Origin of the sequence: Actinoplanes sp. OR16, assembly GCF_004001265.1 — a bacterium.
In the GTDB taxonomy this organism is placed as follows: Bacteria; Actinomycetota; Actinomycetes; order Mycobacteriales; family Micromonosporaceae; genus Actinoplanes.
In genome coordinates this window covers 8926253-8942777 of record NZ_AP019371.1, presented here as the reverse complement: position 1 = coordinate 8942777, position 16525 = coordinate 8926253, and the positions used below count along the sequence as shown (strand labels likewise).

The following is a 16525-nucleotide window of genomic DNA, read 5'->3' as shown; positions in this document are numbered from 1 at the left end:
GTGTGACGACTCGCCGTGGTCGATGTTCGACAATGCCGACCGGCGTTCATTGCCCCGAGTCGATCCCGTTCCTAGCGTCCAGGACATCAGAGGCAGGGAGGGAGCATGGTTACACGACCCAAGATTCCTGGAATCGCCGCCGAGTTCCTCGCGGAGTTCGCCGGCACGATGATCCTCATTCTGTTCGGTGTCGGCGTGGTCGCCCAGGTGGCGGCGGCCGGCATCGGGGACCACGACAGCATCGCCTGGGCCTGGGGCCTGGGTGTCACGTTCGGCGTCTACGTCGCGGCGCGGATCAGCGGCGCGCACCTCAATCCCGCGGTCACCATCGCGCTCGCCGTCTTCAAGGGCTTCGAGTGGAAGAAGGTGTTCCCGTACATCGTCGCCCAGTTCCTCGGCGCCTTCGTGGCCGCGCTGCTGGTGCGCTGGAACTACACCGAGGCGCTGCACGCGGCCGACCCGGGCCTCACCATCAAGACCCAGGGCGTCTTCTCCACCCTGCCCGGCAACGGCACGCTGCCGTTCAGCGAGTGGGGCGCGTTCCGGGACCAGATCATCGGCACCGCGATCCTGCTGTTCCTGATCCTCGCGATCACCGATGTGGCGAGCACGCCGCCGCAGGCCAACCTCGCGCCGTTCATCATCGGCCTGGTCGTCGTCGGCATCGGCATGGCGTGGGGGACCGCCGCCGGGTACGCGATCAACCCGGCCCGTGACTTCGGGCCGCGGCTCGCCAGCTACCTGACCGGCTATGAGACCGCGTTCCGGGATCAGACGGGATATCTCTATTTCTGGGTGCCGATAGTCGCGCCCATCATCGGTGGAATCATCGGCGCGGGCCTGTACAAAGTTCTGGTCGGGCGCTTCCTGCCGTCGGAGGAGCCTCCGGAGCCGGGCAGGATCCCGACACCCCGTGGTGACGAGAACGTGGAGGCACACCGTGGCTGACTTCGTCGGCGCAGTCGATCAGGGTACGACCAGCACCCGGTTCATGATCTTCGATCACAGTGGTAACGAGGTGGCCCGCCACCAGCTCGAACACGAGCAGATCCTGCCGCAGGCCGGGTGGGTCGAGCACAACCCCCTGGAGATCTGGGACCGGACGGTCACCGTCGTGCGGACGGCCATGCAGAAGGCCAACCTGTCGGCGAGCGACCTGGCCGCGGTCGGCATCACGAACCAGCGGGAGACCGCCGTGGTGTGGGACCGGCGGACCGGCCGGCCCTACTACAACGCGATCGTCTGGCAGGACACTCGTACCGACCGGATCGCCTCCGCCCTCGACCGGGACGGGCGCGGCGACGTCATCCGGCGCAAGGCCGGCCTGCCGCCCGCCACGTACTTCTCCGGCGGCAAGATCCAGTGGATCCTGGAGAACGTCGACGGGGTACGCGAGGCGGCCGAGCGTGGCGACGCGATCTTCGGCAACACCGACAGCTGGCTGCTCTGGAACATCACCGGCGGGGTGAACGGGGGCCGGCACGTCACCGACGTGACGAACGCCAGCCGGACCATGCTGATGAACCTGGAGACGCTCGACTGGGACGACGAACTGCTGTCGTTCTTCGCCATCCCCCGCCGGATGCTGCCCGAGATCCGGCCGTCGTCCGACCCGACCGGTTACGGCGTCGCCCACGTCGACGGCCCGCTCGGCGGCGACGTGCCGATCACCGGCGACCTCGGCGACCAGCAGGCCGCGACGGTCGGCCAGGTCTGCTTCGCGCCGGGCGAGGCGAAGAACACCTACGGTACGGGCAACTTCATGCTGCTCAACACCGGGACGAACCTCGTGCGCTCGGAGAACGGGCTGCTCACGACGGTCTGCTACAAGTTCGGCGACGCCGCCCCGGTCTACGCCCTGGAGGGCTCGATCGCGGTGACCGGATCGGCCGTGCAGTGGCTGCGTGACCAGCTGCACCTGATCCACGACGCGGCCGAGAGCGAATCACTCGCGGCGCAGGTCGCGGACAGCGGCGGCGTCTACTTCGTGCCGGCGTTCTCCGGTCTGTTCGCGCCGTACTGGCGGTCCGACGCCCGGGGCGCGATCGTCGGGCTGTCCCGGTACAACACGAGCGCGCACATCGCCCGGGCCACCCTGGAAGCGATCTGCTACCAGACCCGGGACGTCGTCGACGCCATGGCACAGGACTCCGGCGTGACGCTGGACGTGCTCAAGGTCGACGGCGGCATCACGGCCAACAACCTGTGCATGCAGATCCAGGCGGACGTGCTCGGCGTTCCGGTCAGCCGTCCGGTGGTGGCCGAGACCACCGCTCTCGGCGCCGCGTACGCCGCGGGTCTCGCCGTCGGGTTCTGGAAGTCCACCGACGAGCTGCGCGAGAACTGGAACGAGTCGCAGCGCTGGCAGCCGAACTGGTCGCGGGAACAGCGCGAACAGGGCTTCGGCAAGTGGAAGAAGGCGGTGCAGCGAACCCTCGACTGGGTGGATGTGGACTGACGATGACTACTGCCCTTTCTCCGACGAACCGGGACGCCGCCCTGGCCGCCTTGGCCGGCGCCGAGGTCGACGTGCTGGTGATCGGTGGGGGAGTGGTGGGGGCGGGTTGCGCGCTCGACGCGGTCACACGGGGACTGACCGTGGGCCTCGTCGAGGCGCGCGACTTCGCCTCCGGCACCTCCAGCCGGTCCAGCAAGCTCATCCACGGAGGGCTGCGGTACCTGGAGATGCTGGACTTCGGGCTGGTGCGTGAGGCGCTGCGGGAGCGGGGACTCATCCTGCAGCGCCTCGCTCCGCACCTGGCCCGTCCGGTCCGGTTCCTCTACCCGCTCAAGCACCGCGCCTGGGAGCGCCTCTACGCCGGTGCGGGCGTCACCCTCTACGACGCGATGGCCTGGTCGCACGCGCTGCCGCGGCATCGCCACCTGACCCGCCGGGGCGCGCTCCGGGCCTGCCCGGCGTTACGCAAGGAGTCGCTGGTCGGCGCGTTGCAGTACTACGACGGGCAGCTCGACGACGCCCGGCACACGATGTTCCTGGCGCGGACCGCCGCCGCCTACGGCGCGCACGTCGCCTCGCGGACCGAGGTGGTCGGCTTCCTGCGGGAGGGCGAGAGGGTCACCGGCGTACGGGTCCACGATCTCGAGCACGATCGCACGTTCGAGATCCGCGCCCAGCAGGTGATCAACGCGACCGGGGTCTGGACCGACGACACCCAGTCGCTGGTCGGCGAACGCGGGCAGTTCCACGTCCGCGCCTCGAAGGGCATCCACCTGGTGGTGCCGCGCGACCGGATCCGGTCCTCGACCGGGCTGATCCTGCGGACCGCCACCAGCGTGCTCTTCGTGATCCCGTGGGGCCGGCACTGGATCGTCGGCACCACCGACACCGAATGGAATCTCGACAAGGCGCACCCGGCCGCGTCCAGCAAGGACATCGACTACCTGCTGCGCGAGGTCAACAAGGTGCTCTCCACGCCGCTCGACCGGGCCGACGTGGAAGGCGTGTACGCCGGGCTGCGGCCGCTGCTCTCCGGCGAATCGGAGTCCACCTCGAAGCTGTCCCGGGAGCACACCGTGGGCAGCCCGGTCCCGGGGCTGGTCGTGGTGGCGGGCGGCAAGTACACGACGTACCGGGTGATGGCCCGGGACGCCGTCGACGCCTGCGTGCACAGCCTGGGCCGGACCGTGCCGCGCTGTGTCACCGATCGGGTGCCGCTGCTCGGCGCGGACGGGTACCCGGCGCTCTGGAACCGCCGGGGCATCCTGGCCGCCTCCTCGGGACTGCACGTGGCGAGGGTCGAGCACCTGCTCGGCCGGTACGGCACGCTGATCTCCGAGGTGCTTGACCTGATCCGGGAGGACCCCGACCTGGGCCGCCCGATCGAGGGCGCCGAGGACTACCTGCGGGCCGAGTTCGTCTATGCGGCCGCCGCCGAGGGCGCGCGGCACCTCGTGGACGTGCTGGCCCGGCGGACCCGGATCTCCATCGAGACGTTCGACCGGGGAGTGGTCGCCGCGCCGGAGGCGGCCGAGCTGATGGGCCGGGTGCTGGGGTGGACACCCGAACAGCGGGACCGCGAGGTGGAGAACTACCGCCTGCGCGTCGAGGCGGAACGCGCGTCCCAGGAACAGCAGGACGACGAGACCGCCGACGCCGCCCGGCTGGGCGCGCCGGACGTCGTCCCGGTTCGCCTGGGCACGTGATCCCGGTGGCGGCGGACCGGCCGGCCGCCGCCACCGATGTCAGTCCTTGTCGTCCGGGTGCTGGGTGGTGAAGCCGCGCCGGATCAGGCCGCTGGTGACGGCCGCGGTGAACTGGAGCAGGAACGCGCCGGCGGCGATCAGGAACGCCCAGCGGGCCCCGGCGTGGCTGCCCTGCTCGAATGTCGCGAGGGGCTCCGGCGGGACCCAGCCGGCCGGCTGGTAGACCAGCGGGCCGCGCAGCGCGGAGTCGTCCTCCTCCTTGCGGCTCACCTCCAGGGTGGTGCCGTCCGGGCAGCTCAGGACGTGTCGCCAGTCATTACCGAACACGTCCGCCTTCATCGGCTCGACCCGGACCGTGGTGCAGGTGGCGGTGGTGCCGTCCAGGGCCAGGACCGCTCCGCCGGCGGCGCCGGCGGCCATCGTCACGAGCACGAGCGGGATGAGGAAGCCGGTCAGGTGGAAGACGCCGGCGCGGAGCAGCCGCCCGGTCGAGGAGGCCCAGTAGATGCCGGCGATGACGGCCGCGGCGAAGACCGCGAAGACGAGCAGGAACTGGAGGATGTTCCCGGCGTCGAGGAGGATCTGGGCGGTGGCGAGGACGGCCACGACGACCGTCGCCACAATGCATTCGAGGATGCGCCGGAGCCATGCCCTGCGCCGGCGCTGCTCACGAGCGGCGGCCGCCTCGGCACGCAGAGTATCCATGTCAGCACGATACCCATCAACGTTCAACGGTCGTCCTCCGCCCAGGACTAGGACGGAGGACAACCGTTTCAGATCACTTCCAGGTGTCGTTGGCGGTGTACGCCGGCGCCGTTCCGGTCGTATACGAGCGGTTGCTGCCCGACTCCCACGTGACGGTCCCCGCGGCGTCCTTCTTGATGTACTTGTACTGGAACGTGGTGCTCTGCGGGACGGCCACCGTCCTGCTCCAGGCCGGGTACGCCGCCGCGGAGAGCGGGATGGCGTTCGCCGTGTTCCAGGCGCCCAGGGCGTCGATCGAGCCGACGACGTAGACGTTCTGGCCGGTGCTCGTCGTCGCCGTCCCGGTGAAGGTGACCGCCGTGGCGTTCGCGACGTTCCAGCTGTTGGTGAACGAGACGGCCGAGGTGCCGGTGCTCCCCGCACGGTTCGCGGTGCTCTCCCAGGTGACCGTCCCCGCGGCGTTCTTCTTGATGTACTTGTACTCGAAGGACGAGCCGGACGGAAGCTGGATCGTGGACGTCCAGATCGGGTAGGCCGCCGCCGAGAGTTTGATCGCGTTCGCGGTGTTCCAGCTGCCCAGGGCGGCGGTGGATCCGACTACGTAGACATCGGTCCCCGTAGTCGTGGTGGCGTAGACGTCGAACGTGGCTGCCACCGTACCGGTGCTGCTCGAAGCGCTGGGGGAGACGCTCGCGGAGGGTGAGGTCGAAGCGCTCGGGGAGACCGATGCCGATGCCGAAGGCGAGGCCGAGGCGGAGACGGACGGCGACGGGGTGCTGCCGGACTTGGCGTTGACGTCGATCGCCACCGCGCCGTTGGCCGGGATGGTGATCGAGGCGGTGCCGCCGGAGACGGTGATCGAGGTGCCGGCGCAGGCGCCGCCGCTGGTCACGCCGCCGGTGATCCGGTCACAGTAGACGCCGTTCGCGAGGCCCGTCGTGTACGTCGCCGTCGACGCGCTGCCGGACCGGTTCACGCCGAACCAGCCGAGCGAGCCGCGACTGAAACCGATCACATTGCTGGCCGTGTTCGTCCAGTTCGACACGGCCGTCGCCGACTTCACCGCGTTGCGCCAGCCGACCATGCCCTTGACGCCGGTGCTCTGCGTGAGGCACTGCCAGGCACCGCTCGTGCAGCTCGTGTCGGTCACGAAACCGCTGGAGTTCGACGGCGGCGACGCCCCGGTGGCCGACGTGGAGAAGGCGAAGCCGTCGTAGAGGAACGGCTGGCCGTACGGGTAAGCCAGCAGGAAGTAGTTGGCGAGGGTATAGGTCGAGCCGTCCTGGTAGCGCAGCGTCGAACCGTCCCGCTCCAGGTCGTGGTTGGTGACCATGGCCGCGGTCAGGTCACTCGACGCGTCCAGGCTCCACGATCCGATGCCCGCGAGGTTGCTCAGCGTGCCGTTGTTGAACTGGCTCTTGAGCCCGTAGGCGTAGGAGAACCCGAGCACGTCGCCGTTGCCGGTGAACGAGGACGGCGCGACCCCGCCCGGGAAGATCTCCTGGGCGATGTACGGCGCCTTGCCCTCCGCCGTCGTCGGGGTGAGCTGCGAGCGGATCGCGGTGAAGTCGTCGATCGCGATGTGCTTCGCTGCGTCCACCCGGAAGCCGTCCACGCCGTACCCGATCAGCTTGTTCAGGTATCCGGCGATCTTGGTGCGGACCGTCGCGTCCTGCGTCTTCAGGTCCGACAGCGACAGGAGCTCACAGTTGGTGATCTCGCTGATGTCGTTCCAGTTGTCGATGACACCGTCTTCGTCGTTGCAGTAGCCGTCGTTCGGGTGGTGGAAGTCGCCGTACGAGTACGGCACCGCCGGGTAGCCGTATCCGGACGGGCTGAACGTCGACCCGCCGTACGTCGTGGTCTGCGTGTTGTTCGCGCCCGCCATGTGGTTGATCACCGCGTCGACGTAGACCCGCACGCCCGCGTTGTGGCAGGCCGTGGTCATCGCGGTGAAGTCGGCGAGGTTGCCGAGGCGGCCGGCGACGTCGTACGAGGTGGGCTGGTAGACCTCCCACCACGGGTGCGCGCCGTCGCTGGAGGAGGAGAGGCTCACCGAGTCCTGTGGTGGGGCCACCTGGACCGCGCCGTAGCCGGCCGGGCCGAGGTGGTTGGTGCAGGCCGCCGCGATGGAGTCGAAGTTCCACTCCCAGAGGTTCGCGGTGACGTCGCTGTCGTTGAGGGTCACGGCCGCGGAGGCCGTGGTCGGCAGCGTGACGGCGGTGAGGATGCCGGCGGCTGCGGTGAGGGTGGCAAGGGATCCGATGAAGAGCTTGCGTCTCATAGGGGCGCCTTCTGCTGGGCGTTGGTCGTACTGGGGATGTTCGCAAGTTCTTTCAGTGCACCGGTACGTGGTGAAAGTTCTTGCAGAGGGTTTCTGCAAGTTACCAAGGTGTGTCGGGCTGGTAAAGGTCCTTTGTACGCAGAAACGCCCCGGCGGATCATCTCCGCCGGGGCGCCCCGGGTCGTGCGTCGTCGTCAGACCAGTGCGGGCTGCTGCCGCTCCTCCGCCCCGGCCTCCAGCTTCTTCAGCCGCCTGTTGAACGTCCTCGTCGTCGTCCAGAGCTTGTAGACCAGCAGCGCCTCGAACGCCGCCAGCAGCGCCGACGACGCCAGCGTGGTGATCGCGATCTGCCCGATCACCGGGCCGACGATGAAAACGAACATCATGAACTCGATGCCGCTGAACACATGCGCCCGGATGCGCTGCCGCAGGAGCAGATTCCTCATCCGTACGAACAGAGTGAACTTCGTCCGGAAGTCCCCATGGACATCGACCGCGGCCTGGCTCGGGTCGGCGTCGGGGTACGCCGGGGTCTCCTCGTCGGTCTCCTCGATGTACTCCGGCTTCTTGGTGCCGGCCGCCTGCGCCGCCGCCAGCAGCCCCTCCTTCATCGCCAGCTTCACGCGCGACATCTGCAGCGCGTTCAGGTACCGGAACATGTCCATGAAGATGACGAGCGTCGCCAGCAGCGGATAGATCACATCCTCGGTACGCAGGTACTGCCCGCCGAACAGGCCGATCGCGCAGGCGAGGACCCGCAGCCGGTCGAACACGTAGTCCAGCCACGTCCCGAACAGCGATCCCGTCCCGTTCAACCGGGCGATCTTGCCGTCCATGCAGTCGAGCACGAAGCTCAGGTGGTACAGCAGCGCGCCGGCCAGCAGCCACGTGTAGTCCTGCTGCCAGAAGCAGTACGCCGAACCGAGCCCGACCAGGAACGCGCCGAACGTCAGCCGGTTCGGGGTGACCCAGCGCCACGGCGCGACGAGCCACACCATCCGTGAAGCGAGTGGGTCAACCAGCCAGACGGTCCACCAGGCGTCCCTGCGCTTGTACGTGCGCTCACGAATCGTCGCAAGCGTCGGTCTTTCTGCCATTGCCGTGTCTCCACCGAGGGGCCGCAGGGATGTGAACAGGCGGAGGCGGCGGCCTTGACGACATCGAACCAATGCATGCACATATCGAGACCCCCGCACTCGGGAGCCATGATCTACGACCATGTCAAGACCAGTCCAGCCCGGCTTCTGCCCGATCCCTGTCCACCATTTCCGAGCCACCCCGGAACACCCCACACATCCCTATTCCGCACAACAACAGAGCGCTCGCCATTCCTGCACAGCGCGTCATCGTGCGTCCGGCGCGATGGTCTTATGCGTCCCTCAGGCGAAAGACCACCGCCGCCACCCCGAACGCCACCAGCGCCCACACGACCGCAGCCGGACTGAACAGCGGCGCCTCCGGCAACCAGCCCGCCACGTCGGGCAGCCGCGCCCTGACCAGCGGCACCCCCACCAGGTAGCCCCCCAGCACCGTCCCCGCAGCCCCGACCCCGTTGCGCAGCAGCATGCCGACTCCCCAACCCGCCACCGCCGCCAGAACCAGATAGCCGGCACCGCCGACATCGACGGCCTCGCCTGCCGTCATCGCGACGAAGACAGCAGCCGGCGCCACAACGAGCGTCAAAGCCACCGCCTTCGCCAGCGCCAGAGGAAGCCGCCGTGGCATGGCGAGCAGTGTCGCCCGGATCTGCCCACCCCGATCGTGCTCCTGAACCGCCGCCAGCACTCCGAGCACCAGGAACCCGGCCTGCGTATGGACCAGCACCGACCCGGGCAGGTCGACGAGCCGCAACAGCAGCGTCACCGCCCAGGACAGCGACACGGTCGTCCACACCGAGGGCAGGGTCAGCAGCTTGGTGATCTCCGCCCTCATCAGGCCCGCGACCCCGGCCGTTCGCACCGCCACGTGATCCCCGGTCATGCGTCACGCCATCGGAACAGGACCACGGCGACAGCCAGCAGCCCGGCCACCCACGTCGTCATCACCACGCCCGCGGTGACCGGCCCGATCTCCACCGGGACGTCGATGCTGCGCAGGAACATGTGAGCCCCCACGATGTCCGGCAGGTACGCCGCCCACGGCGTCACCTTGGTCAACAGGTACGACAAGGACACCACCGCGCTGTTCACGATCAACACGGCGAGAGTGACCATCCCGTTGCGGGCGATCAGCGTGATCGCATAGGCCAGGAGCCCGATCAGCACCCAGTAGAGCACCGCCGCCACAACCCTGATCAGCTCCGGCGCCGGCACGAGCGACCCGTGCACGTGCTGGGTCAGCACCAGCGTCACGACCGCCGTGATCGCGCCTTGGACGCCGGTCACCAGGCTGAGCGCGACCCCTTTGGCGATCACCAGACGAGCCCGGCGTGGGGCGGCCAGTAGCGTGGCGCTGAGCTGCCGAGCACCTGGGGTGTCGTCGCCGGTCGGCGTATATTCGCTGCTCACCGTGACCACCCCGAGGATCATCGCCCCGAGCATGCCGATGCCCAGGTATTGAAAGCCGATGTCGGAGGCGTCCGGCGTCAACCCGTCGGCGACGGCCTGACGGGCCGCCGGCGCGTTCAGCACCACGAGCGCCGGCGCCGCCAGAAGGCCGAGGATCAGACCGATCCACGCGGTCGGCAGGCCGAGCAGCTTGCGCAGCTCACCATGGACGAGGCTCACCACGGGTCACCTCCGAACCCTGCGGCGACCTGCCCGAAGTGAGGGCGAAGAAGGCGTCCTCCAGCGTCGCGTGCTCCGCGGTGACCTCGGCGACCGACCCGCGGGCGACGACCCGCCCGCGATCGATGATCACCACGTCGTCGGCGATCCCGGCCAGCTCGCCCATCAGATGGCTGGACAACAGCACGGTCCGGCCCTCGTCGGCGCTGGACCGCAGGAACTCCCGCATCCACCGGATGCCGGCCGGGTCCAGGCCGTTCACCGGCTCGTCCAGCACCAGCACCGGCGGATCCCCGAGAAGGGCAGCCGCGAGGCCGAGCCGGCGACCCATGCCGAGCGAGAACCGGCCCGCCCGCTTGCGGGCATCGTCAGTCAGGCCGACCAGTGCGAGCACCTCGTCGACCCGGGACCGGGGCAGGCCGTTGCTCGCCGCCAGCCAGCGCAGATGGCCGCGCGCGGAGCGAGCACGGTGTGCCCCGCTGCCGTCCAGCAGGGCGCCGGCCACGGTCAGCGGGCGCGGCCACTCCGCATATCTTCGGCCGCTCAGCAGGGCTGTGCCGCTGCGGGCCCGGTCGAGCCCGAGCAGCACGCGCAAGGTGGAGGTCTTGCCGGCGCCGTTGGGCCCGAGGAAGCCGGTCACCCGGCCGGGCCGCGCCTCGAAGGAGACGTCGTGCAGCCGTCCCGGACGGCTCAGGTGGTCGATGGCGATCATTGCCCCAGTCAACCGGCGGCGATGATCGAACACATCGGACCTGGATCGCATCTTTTCCTTCTCCCTCGGACCAGGGTCTGAGAAATCGGCGTTTCCGCCGCTCCCCAGCGGTTTCGGCGGCCATCTCAGACCAGGGTCTGAGAGCTACAGTCGGCGAGGTGCAAGCGAATCCCCGCCCCACATGGCGGACCCGGGCCGTCCCGGTCGTCGGCGCCGTCGCCACGGCGCTGGTGCTCGCCATGTGCACGGTCGGCGCCTCCGGCCCGCTCACCACCGTGATCCCGTCGCTGATCGGCGGGAGCGCGGTCGCCGCAGTGCTGTGGGCCGTTCGCCGCTGGCGGGCCGACCGGGCCGACTACGAGCGCCGCCTCACCGAGTGGGCGGCCGCCGAAGCTGTGCTGGCCGAGCGTCTGCACATCGCCCGTGACCTGCACGATCTGGTCTCGCACGGGCTGGGCCTGATCACCGTCAGGACGGCTGCCACCCGCCGCCTGCCCGCATCACCGGAGGTGCGTGAGGCGCTCGACGACATAGAGGAGACCAGCCGCCACGCGACGGCCGAGCTGCGCCGAATGCTGACGGTGCTGCGCGACCCGTCGGACCCCGGTCCGCGCAATCCGCTGGAGGACCTGCGTGCCCTGCCGGAGATCGTCCGGGCAGCGGAGACCACCGGCCTGCGGCCGCGGCTCGCCGCGGATGCGCTGGGTGTGGTCACGCAGGGCGTTCAGGTCGCGGTCTGCAGGACCGTGCGCGAGGCGCTCAGCAACGCCGCCCGTCACGCCGGCCCGACGGGCGTCGACGTGCGATTGCGCCGGGACGGCCCCTTCGTCGTCGTCACCGTCGCCGACGAGGGCCCCGCACCCGGCGGCTGGCATGCCGTCCCCGGCGCCGGCCACGGCCTGGACGGTCTGCGAGAACGCATATCAAGCCTGGGCGGGACCCTGACCACCACCCGAGCCGGGAACGGATTCCACCTGACCGCCCGCATCCCGGACCACCCGCCCGCTACCGACGGAGAACAGGCCACCCCGCACGCTTCGGACCTTCACCAGGTGATCACGGCTCCGCGGCGGGAAGGTGATGGATCATGACGAGGGTGCTGCTCGTCGACGATCAGTCGCTGCTCCGGCAGAGCCTTGCCGTGATCATCAACAGCGAGCCGGACCTGACCGTCGTCGGGGAGGCCGGGGACGGGGTGGAGGCCGTGCTGCAGGCGCGGGCGACACGGCCTGATGTGGTGCTCATGGACGTGCGCATGCCGCGGGTGGACGGGCTCGAGGCCACCCGGCGGATCTGCGCCGATCCAGCGTTGCGGGACTGCCGGGTGCTGGTGTTGAGCATGTTCGAGCTGGACGAATACGTATATGAGGCACTGCAAGCAGGCGCGTCCGGATTCCTGCTGAAGGACGCTCGGCCGGAGGTGCTCGCCGATGCGGTTCGCCGGACGCACCGTGGCGAGTCACTCTTCGCGCCGTCGATTCTGACGCGGCTGGTGGCGCACTACGTCTCGGTGCCACGTCCGGACCGTCTCGCCGACACGCTGCGGCACCTCACCCGCCGCGAGGTGGAGGTTCTGGCACTGATCGGAAAGGGGCTGTCCAACGAAGAGATCGCCGATTCACTGCTCATCTCGGTCAAGACGGTGAAGTCGCACATCACCCACCTGATGGCGAAGCTCAAGGCCCGTGACCGCGCCCAGTTGGTGATCGCCGCGTTCAACGCCGCGCTGGTCCAGCCCCGCCCGGTCTGAGCGCCGGTCCGGGGGGTCCGAGCGGAGGTCCGGGGGTCCGAGCGCGGTCCGGGGGTCCGAGCGCCGCTCCGAGGGCGTGGGGCGGGATCCGAGCGAGGTCCGGGGAGAAAGGAAGGCTTATCCGCCGCGGAGACGAGCCAGGCCGCGGAGATGGGAACCAGCAGCCCCAGGCGGCCGGCGGCATGCTTGGACAACGACCGGCGACCTGGGTGGGCGGCCTGGAAAAGCCGACCTGTGCGGGCGGCTGGGAGCGGCCGTTTTGGCGCGGGCGGCTGGGAGCGGCCGTCCTGGCACGGGCGGCTGAGAGCTGCCGACCTGTGCGGGCGGCTGGGAGCGGCCGTCCTGGCGCGGGCGGCTGGGAGCTGCCGACCCGAGGCGGGCGGCTCGGAGACGCTGACCTGCCGCGGGCCGCCGCGGGGCGGGCCAGCGGTAAGCCGTCGAACTGCTCAGCACTTCTTCCACTCGACGTGGTAGACGGTTTCCAGGCTGGCGTCTGTCGAGTCCATGGTGATCCAGTTGGTTACCTGTTTGTCGGCGTTCGCGCCGTTCACCTTCAGTTCGGTGTTGACGTTGAGGTAGCGCTTGTCGCCGCAGGGGAGGAAGGACTCGGCGGTGAGTTCTACGTGGTCGCTGCGCTGCCACTCCTCTTCGAGGTAGCCCTGGAATTCGTGCTTGATCTTCGTGGTGTGCTGTTCGCCCTGGAAGTAGTAGAACGCCGTCTCGCTGGCGGTGACGCCTTCCTGCAGGCTGGCATAACCGCGGTAGTCGGCCCCGGCCACGGCGTAGGTGTAACCGGACGGCACGAGCACGTCGAGTTGAAGCTGGCAATTCTTCCGGAAATCGAGTGCCTTCGCTTCGGGGCCGACCTGTGCGAGGAATTTGCTGTAGGAGACGGTGAACGCCTTGTTGTCCGGCGAGACGGTCACTTCGGCGCTGCCCTTCGGACAGCCGGATCCCATCGCCGTGACCACGTCGATCACCATTTCGTCGGCGGGCGGTGGGGCAACGGTCCAGGTCAGGGACGACACGGCCATGACACCTGTGGCGAGCGCGGTCAGCATTTCGAAGCTCCTCGGTTCAGAAAATGGCGCTTCAAAACGTACGATCAAGCGGTGAGAAAGCGCAGCGGATAGCGCAACGTACCCGCTTGCCGGTGGCCCTCCGAGCTGTTTTATTGACCGTCCGGGCGCATCGCGCCGGGACGTCCGGACAGATATTCCGGAAACGCCGGACATGGCCGGCTGATCGATGGTAGGCACGGGAGGGCGGTCGACAGCGCGGCCCGCCGATGCCAGTGTGGGAGCATGACTGACATCGATGAGGCGGAGATCAACAAGGCGAAGTTCCTGGAGGCGTTCGGGCGGTTCGCGGAAGGCGACACCAGCGTCCTGTCCGAGATCCTGCGCGAGGATTTCGTCTCGCACACTCCTGGCGCGCCGGCCGGCCGGGACGCGTGGATCGAGTTCATCAAGAACTCGCCGATCGCCAGTGCGGAGATCGCGATCGAGCACGTGATCGCGGATGATCAGTTCGTGGTGGCGCACTATTCGCTGACGGCCGGCGAGGTGCGTGAATCAGTGGTGGACATCTGGCGCTTCGAGGACGGCCTCATCGTCGAGCACTGGTCCGTTACCGAGCCACAAAACCCTTAAATCCGGATAAGTCCGGGCGGCCACCGACGTGCCCCACCGTCGCCCCGGCCGCTGCGACAGCGAAGTGTCCCGCCTCGATCGGCGACATCCCGCGCAGGAGGCCCACGGTCAGCGCCGCGGTGAGGGCGTCCCCGGCGCCGGTCGTGTCGACCACCTTCTCGTCGGTCAGCGGGATGAACTCCTCGCCGTCCTTCCACCGCACGACGTTGCCGTCCGACGTGGCGATCATGATGAGTGGGCCGCTGACGGCGCCGAGCGACGACGCCTCGCGTTCGTCGGCGCGGATCACGTCGGCCAGAGCGATGAGCCGATCACGCTCGCGAGCAGGTAGTTCACCGTCGAGGACGACCAGTGCGCCGCCCTCCCGGCCGTATCGCGCGGCGGCGAGGGCCGCCGGTCCCGGCTGTTGCAGTTGAACGAGCACGGCGTCGGCGGCCCGCAGCGCCGGCGCGGCCGCGTCGACGTCCTCCTCGGTGAGCAGGACATCTTCCGGCAGGTGTTGCAGGTAGCGCCACTCGCCCGAGGCGTCGAGCGCCTCCACGATCAGCCCGGTCGGCACGCTTTCCCGGCAGGCCACGTAGCGGACGTCGATCCCGTCCCGCCGTGCCTGCTCGATCAGCTCCTCGCCGACCCGATCGTCGCCGCGAACGGCGATCAGAACCGGTCGTGCCCCGAGCTGGGCCAGCGCGACGGCCTGGTTCGCGCCCTTGCCGCCGAGCATCTCCCGCCGCAGCCGGGCGTCCGCCGACGTCCCGGCCTCCGGCACCTCGTCCACGAGTAACACCAGATCACGGGCCAGCTGCCCGGCAACCACCACGTCCATGACACACGGCTACCCACCGAGACGCCCTGTAACACCCCCTCCATATCCTACTCGTGCGATAGATATTGGGGCTGTCGTCGACCGAAGGTACGTGGACGGCATCGGGAAACGCATGATTACGCATTCGCCGTCGACGACGCCGGCGGCGGTGATCCGCGCTCGGCCGGAATCACGCGGAGCCCTCGGTGAAAGGGCCCCGGCAAAATGAGTGGCCGGAAGGGAGGCCCGCGAGCTAACCTTCCGGCCATGTTCTTCGCGCCCGGTCTGCAGCTGCCCCTCGTGGTGGCTCCCGCGCGCCCGCACACCGCCGCTGATTCGCGACTCTGACCCTTCCCCACCAGCAGCAGGACCCAGGGGAAGGGTGGCTGCCTCGCGCGGTTCTGGCGCGCCCCGGATGGCATCGGGGCCCGTTCCACCCCACGCCTTACATCCAGTAAGGATTGACACATCATGGCCAAGAGCCAGTTCATCAGGACCAAGCCGCATCTCAACATCGGCACGATGGGGCACGTCGACCACGGCAAGACCACATTGACCGCCGCCATTACGAAGGTTCTCGCGGAGCGCGACCCGGCAACCAACCGGTACGTCGCTTTCGAGGGCATCGACAAGGCGCCGGAGGAGGCCGACCGCGGCATCACCATCACCATTTCGCACGTCGAGTACGAGACCGCGACCCGGCACTACGCGCACGTGGACATGCCGGGCCACGCCGACTACGTGAAGAACATGATCACGGGGGCGGCGCAGGTGGACGGCGCGATCCTGGTCGTGTCGGCGCAGGACGGGTCGATGCCGCAGACGCGGGAGCACGTGCTGCTCGCGCAGCGGGTCGGCGTGCCCTACCTGGTGGTCGCGCTGAACAAGGCGGACGCGGTCGACGACCCGGAGCTGCTCGACCTGGTCGAGCTGGAGGTGCGTGAGCTGCTGTCCGAATACGGTTTCCCCGGCGGCGAGGTGCCGGTGGTCCGGGTCAGCGCGCTCAAGGCGCTCGACGGCGACCCGCACTGGGCCGCGAGCATCGGCGAGCTCCTGCAGGCGGTCGACGACTACATCCCGATCCCGCCGCGGGAGCTGGGTGAGCCGTTCCTCATGCCGATCGAGAACACGCTGACCATTTCCGGTCGGGGAACTGTCGTGACCGGCAAGGTGGAGCGCGGCGAGCTGCGGGCCGGGGAGCCGGTCGAGATCGTCGGGCTCGGCGAGACGGTGAGCAGCGTCGCGACCGGTCTGGAGACGTTCGGCAAGGTCCTGGAGTCGGCGCAGGCCGGCGACAACGCGGCGATCCTGCTGCGGGGCGTCAAGCGCGAGCAGGTGCAGCGCGGCCAGGTCGTCGCGGCACCCGGTTCGGTGCGTCCGCACCGGGTCTTCCGGGCCCGGATGTACGCGCTCACCGCTGCGGAGGGTGGCCGTCACACGCCGTTTGCGGCGGACTACCGGCCGCAGTTCTACCTGCACACGACGGACGTGGCGGGTGGGATCGACCTCGGTGACCTCGACATGGTCATGCCGGGCGACACGCTCGACGCCGTGACGGTCACGCTCGGTAAGGCGGTGGCGCTGGAGCCGGGCATGGGCTTCGCGGTCCGCGAGGGCAACCGGACGGTGGCGGCCGGGACGGTCACGGCCGTCCTCGACTGACGCTTCCGGGGTGGTCCGGCTTTGTTCCGGACCACCCCTTCCCTGTACGCCGGCCGTCCCACTCTCCG

Annotated in this window: 15 protein-coding genes; 7 read left to right on the top strand and 8 right to left on the bottom strand. The window is 69.2% G+C overall.

What is annotated here, in order from left to right; translation table 11 throughout:
• Positions 1 to 105 precede the first annotated feature (105 nt).
• Genes EP757_RS41110 through EP757_RS41100 form a run of 3 tightly spaced genes read left to right on the top strand, consistent with a single transcriptional unit; the run spans position 106 to position 4164 of the window.
• Positions 106 to 948, top strand: coding sequence for an MIP/aquaporin family protein (locus tag EP757_RS41110; protein WP_127553733.1), 843 nt, complete (start codon positions 106 to 108; stop codon positions 946 to 948).
• On the top strand, positions 941 to 2458 hold the full coding sequence (glpK, locus tag EP757_RS41105; RefSeq protein ID WP_127553732.1) for a glycerol kinase GlpK: 1518 nt from the start codon (positions 941 to 943) through the stop codon (positions 2456 to 2458). Before EP757_RS41110 ends, glpK begins: the two co-directional genes overlap by 8 nt.
• A 2-nt stretch (positions 2459 to 2460) precedes the next feature.
• Positions 2461 to 4164: a glycerol-3-phosphate dehydrogenase/oxidase gene (locus EP757_RS41100; RefSeq protein ID WP_127553731.1), complete on the top strand. Its 1704-nt coding sequence runs from the start codon at positions 2461 to 2463 to the stop codon at positions 4162 to 4164.
• A 39-nt stretch (positions 4165 to 4203) separates the two neighbouring features.
• On the opposite strand, the gene EP757_RS41095 is transcribed toward EP757_RS41100, so the two are convergent.
• From EP757_RS41095 to EP757_RS41070, 6 genes are all read right to left on the bottom strand, one after another.
• Complete coding sequence (locus EP757_RS41095; protein ID WP_127553730.1) at positions 4204 to 4869, bottom strand: hypothetical protein; 666 nt, start codon at positions 4867 to 4869, stop codon at positions 4204 to 4206.
• Positions 4870 to 4942: 73 nt separating this feature from the next.
• A complete protein-coding gene (locus tag EP757_RS41090; protein WP_127553729.1) occupies positions 4943 to 7153 on the bottom strand; it encodes a carbohydrate-binding module family 20 domain-containing protein in 2211 nt (736 codons plus the stop codon).
• Positions 7154 to 7347: 194 nt separating this feature from the next.
• A complete protein-coding gene (locus EP757_RS41085) occupies positions 7348 to 8151 on the bottom strand; it encodes a CDP-alcohol phosphatidyltransferase family protein (protein WP_232050266.1) in 804 nt (267 codons plus the stop codon).
• Positions 8152 to 8521: 370 nt separating this feature from the next.
• On the bottom strand, positions 8522 to 9133 hold the full coding sequence (locus EP757_RS41080; protein ID WP_127553727.1) for a hypothetical protein: 612 nt from the start codon (positions 9131 to 9133) through the stop codon (positions 8522 to 8524).
• Positions 9130 to 9879: an ABC transporter permease gene (locus EP757_RS41075; RefSeq protein WP_127553726.1), complete on the bottom strand. Its 750-nt coding sequence runs from the start codon at positions 9877 to 9879 to the stop codon at positions 9130 to 9132. Before EP757_RS41075 ends, EP757_RS41080 begins: the two co-directional genes overlap by 4 nt.
• A complete protein-coding gene (locus EP757_RS41070; protein ID WP_127553725.1) occupies positions 9860 to 10591 on the bottom strand; it encodes an ABC transporter ATP-binding protein in 732 nt (243 codons plus the stop codon). Before EP757_RS41070 ends, EP757_RS41075 begins: the two co-directional genes overlap by 20 nt.
• A 158-nt stretch (positions 10592 to 10749) precedes the next feature.
• Between EP757_RS41070 and EP757_RS41065 the strand changes: the two genes are divergently transcribed.
• Together EP757_RS41065 and EP757_RS41060 are read left to right on the top strand one after the other, a co-directional pair.
• Complete coding sequence (locus EP757_RS41065) at positions 10750 to 11682, top strand: sensor histidine kinase (RefSeq protein WP_127553724.1); 933 nt, start codon at positions 10750 to 10752, stop codon at positions 11680 to 11682.
• The gene (locus EP757_RS41060) at positions 11679 to 12341 is read left to right on the top strand and encodes a response regulator transcription factor (protein ID WP_127553723.1); all 663 of its coding nucleotides are present in this window, start codon (positions 11679 to 11681) and stop codon (positions 12339 to 12341) included. The genes EP757_RS41065 and EP757_RS41060 overlap by 4 nt, the downstream gene beginning before the upstream one ends.
• A gap of 446 nt (positions 12342 to 12787) precedes the next feature.
• Here EP757_RS41060 and EP757_RS41055 read toward each other — a convergent pair whose 3' ends face one another.
• Positions 12788 to 13402, bottom strand: coding sequence for a DUF4360 domain-containing protein (locus EP757_RS41055; protein ID WP_127553722.1), 615 nt, complete (start codon positions 13400 to 13402; stop codon positions 12788 to 12790).
• A gap of 243 nt (positions 13403 to 13645) precedes the next feature.
• Between EP757_RS41055 and EP757_RS41050 the strand changes: the two genes are divergently transcribed.
• Entirely contained in the window at positions 13646 to 13993 is a 348-nt protein-coding gene (locus tag EP757_RS41050; RefSeq protein ID WP_127553721.1) for a nuclear transport factor 2 family protein, read from the top strand.
• Here the strand turns inward: EP757_RS41050 and EP757_RS41045 are convergent.
• A complete protein-coding gene (locus tag EP757_RS41045; RefSeq protein WP_127553720.1) occupies positions 13971 to 14816 on the bottom strand; it encodes a PfkB family carbohydrate kinase in 846 nt (281 codons plus the stop codon). The two genes, EP757_RS41050 and EP757_RS41045, sit on opposite strands and share 23 nt — an antisense overlap.
• A gap of 450 nt (positions 14817 to 15266) precedes the next feature.
• Here EP757_RS41045 and tuf point away from each other — a divergent pair, with 450 nt between their 5' ends.
• Positions 15267 to 16457, top strand: coding sequence for an elongation factor Tu (gene tuf, locus EP757_RS41040; protein ID WP_127553719.1), 1191 nt, complete (start codon positions 15267 to 15269; stop codon positions 16455 to 16457).
• The last annotated feature ends 68 nt before the right edge of the window (positions 16458 to 16525 follow it).

Excerpts from the sequence above, each read along its gene's own strand:
- EP757_RS41110 (WP_127553733.1), top strand. The coding sequence starts at position 106 with ATGGTTACACGACCCAAGATTCCTGGAATCGCCGCCGAGTTCCTCGCG.
- EP757_RS41100 (WP_127553731.1), top strand. The coding sequence starts at position 2,461 with ATGACTACTGCCCTTTCTCCGACGAACCGGGACGCCGCCCTGGCCGCC.
- EP757_RS41095 (WP_127553730.1), bottom strand. The coding sequence starts at position 4,869 with ATGGATACTCTGCGTGCCGAGGCGGCCGCCGCTCGTGAGCAGCGCCGG.
- EP757_RS41090 (WP_127553729.1), bottom strand. The coding sequence starts at position 7,153 with ATGAGACGCAAGCTCTTCATCGGATCCCTTGCCACCCTCACCGCAGCC.
- EP757_RS41085 (WP_232050266.1), bottom strand. The coding sequence starts at position 8,151 with ATGGTGTGGCTCGTCGCGCCGTGGCGCTGGGTCACCCCGAACCGGCTG.
- EP757_RS41080 (WP_127553727.1), bottom strand. The coding sequence starts at position 9,133 with ATGACCGGGGATCACGTGGCGGTGCGAACGGCCGGGGTCGCGGGCCTG.
- EP757_RS41070 (WP_127553725.1), bottom strand. The coding sequence starts at position 10,591 with ATGATCGCCATCGACCACCTGAGCCGTCCGGGACGGCTGCACGACGTC.
- EP757_RS41060 (WP_127553723.1), top strand. The coding sequence starts at position 11,679 with ATGACGAGGGTGCTGCTCGTCGACGATCAGTCGCTGCTCCGGCAGAGC.
- EP757_RS41055 (WP_127553722.1), bottom strand. The coding sequence starts at position 13,402 with ATGCTGACCGCGCTCGCCACAGGTGTCATGGCCGTGTCGTCCCTGACC.
- EP757_RS41050 (WP_127553721.1), top strand. The coding sequence starts at position 13,646 with ATGACTGACATCGATGAGGCGGAGATCAACAAGGCGAAGTTCCTGGAG.
- EP757_RS41045 (WP_127553720.1), bottom strand. The coding sequence starts at position 14,816 with ATGGACGTGGTGGTTGCCGGGCAGCTGGCCCGTGATCTGGTGTTACTC.
- tuf (WP_127553719.1), top strand. The coding sequence starts at position 15,267 with ATGGCCAAGAGCCAGTTCATCAGGACCAAGCCGCATCTCAACATCGGC.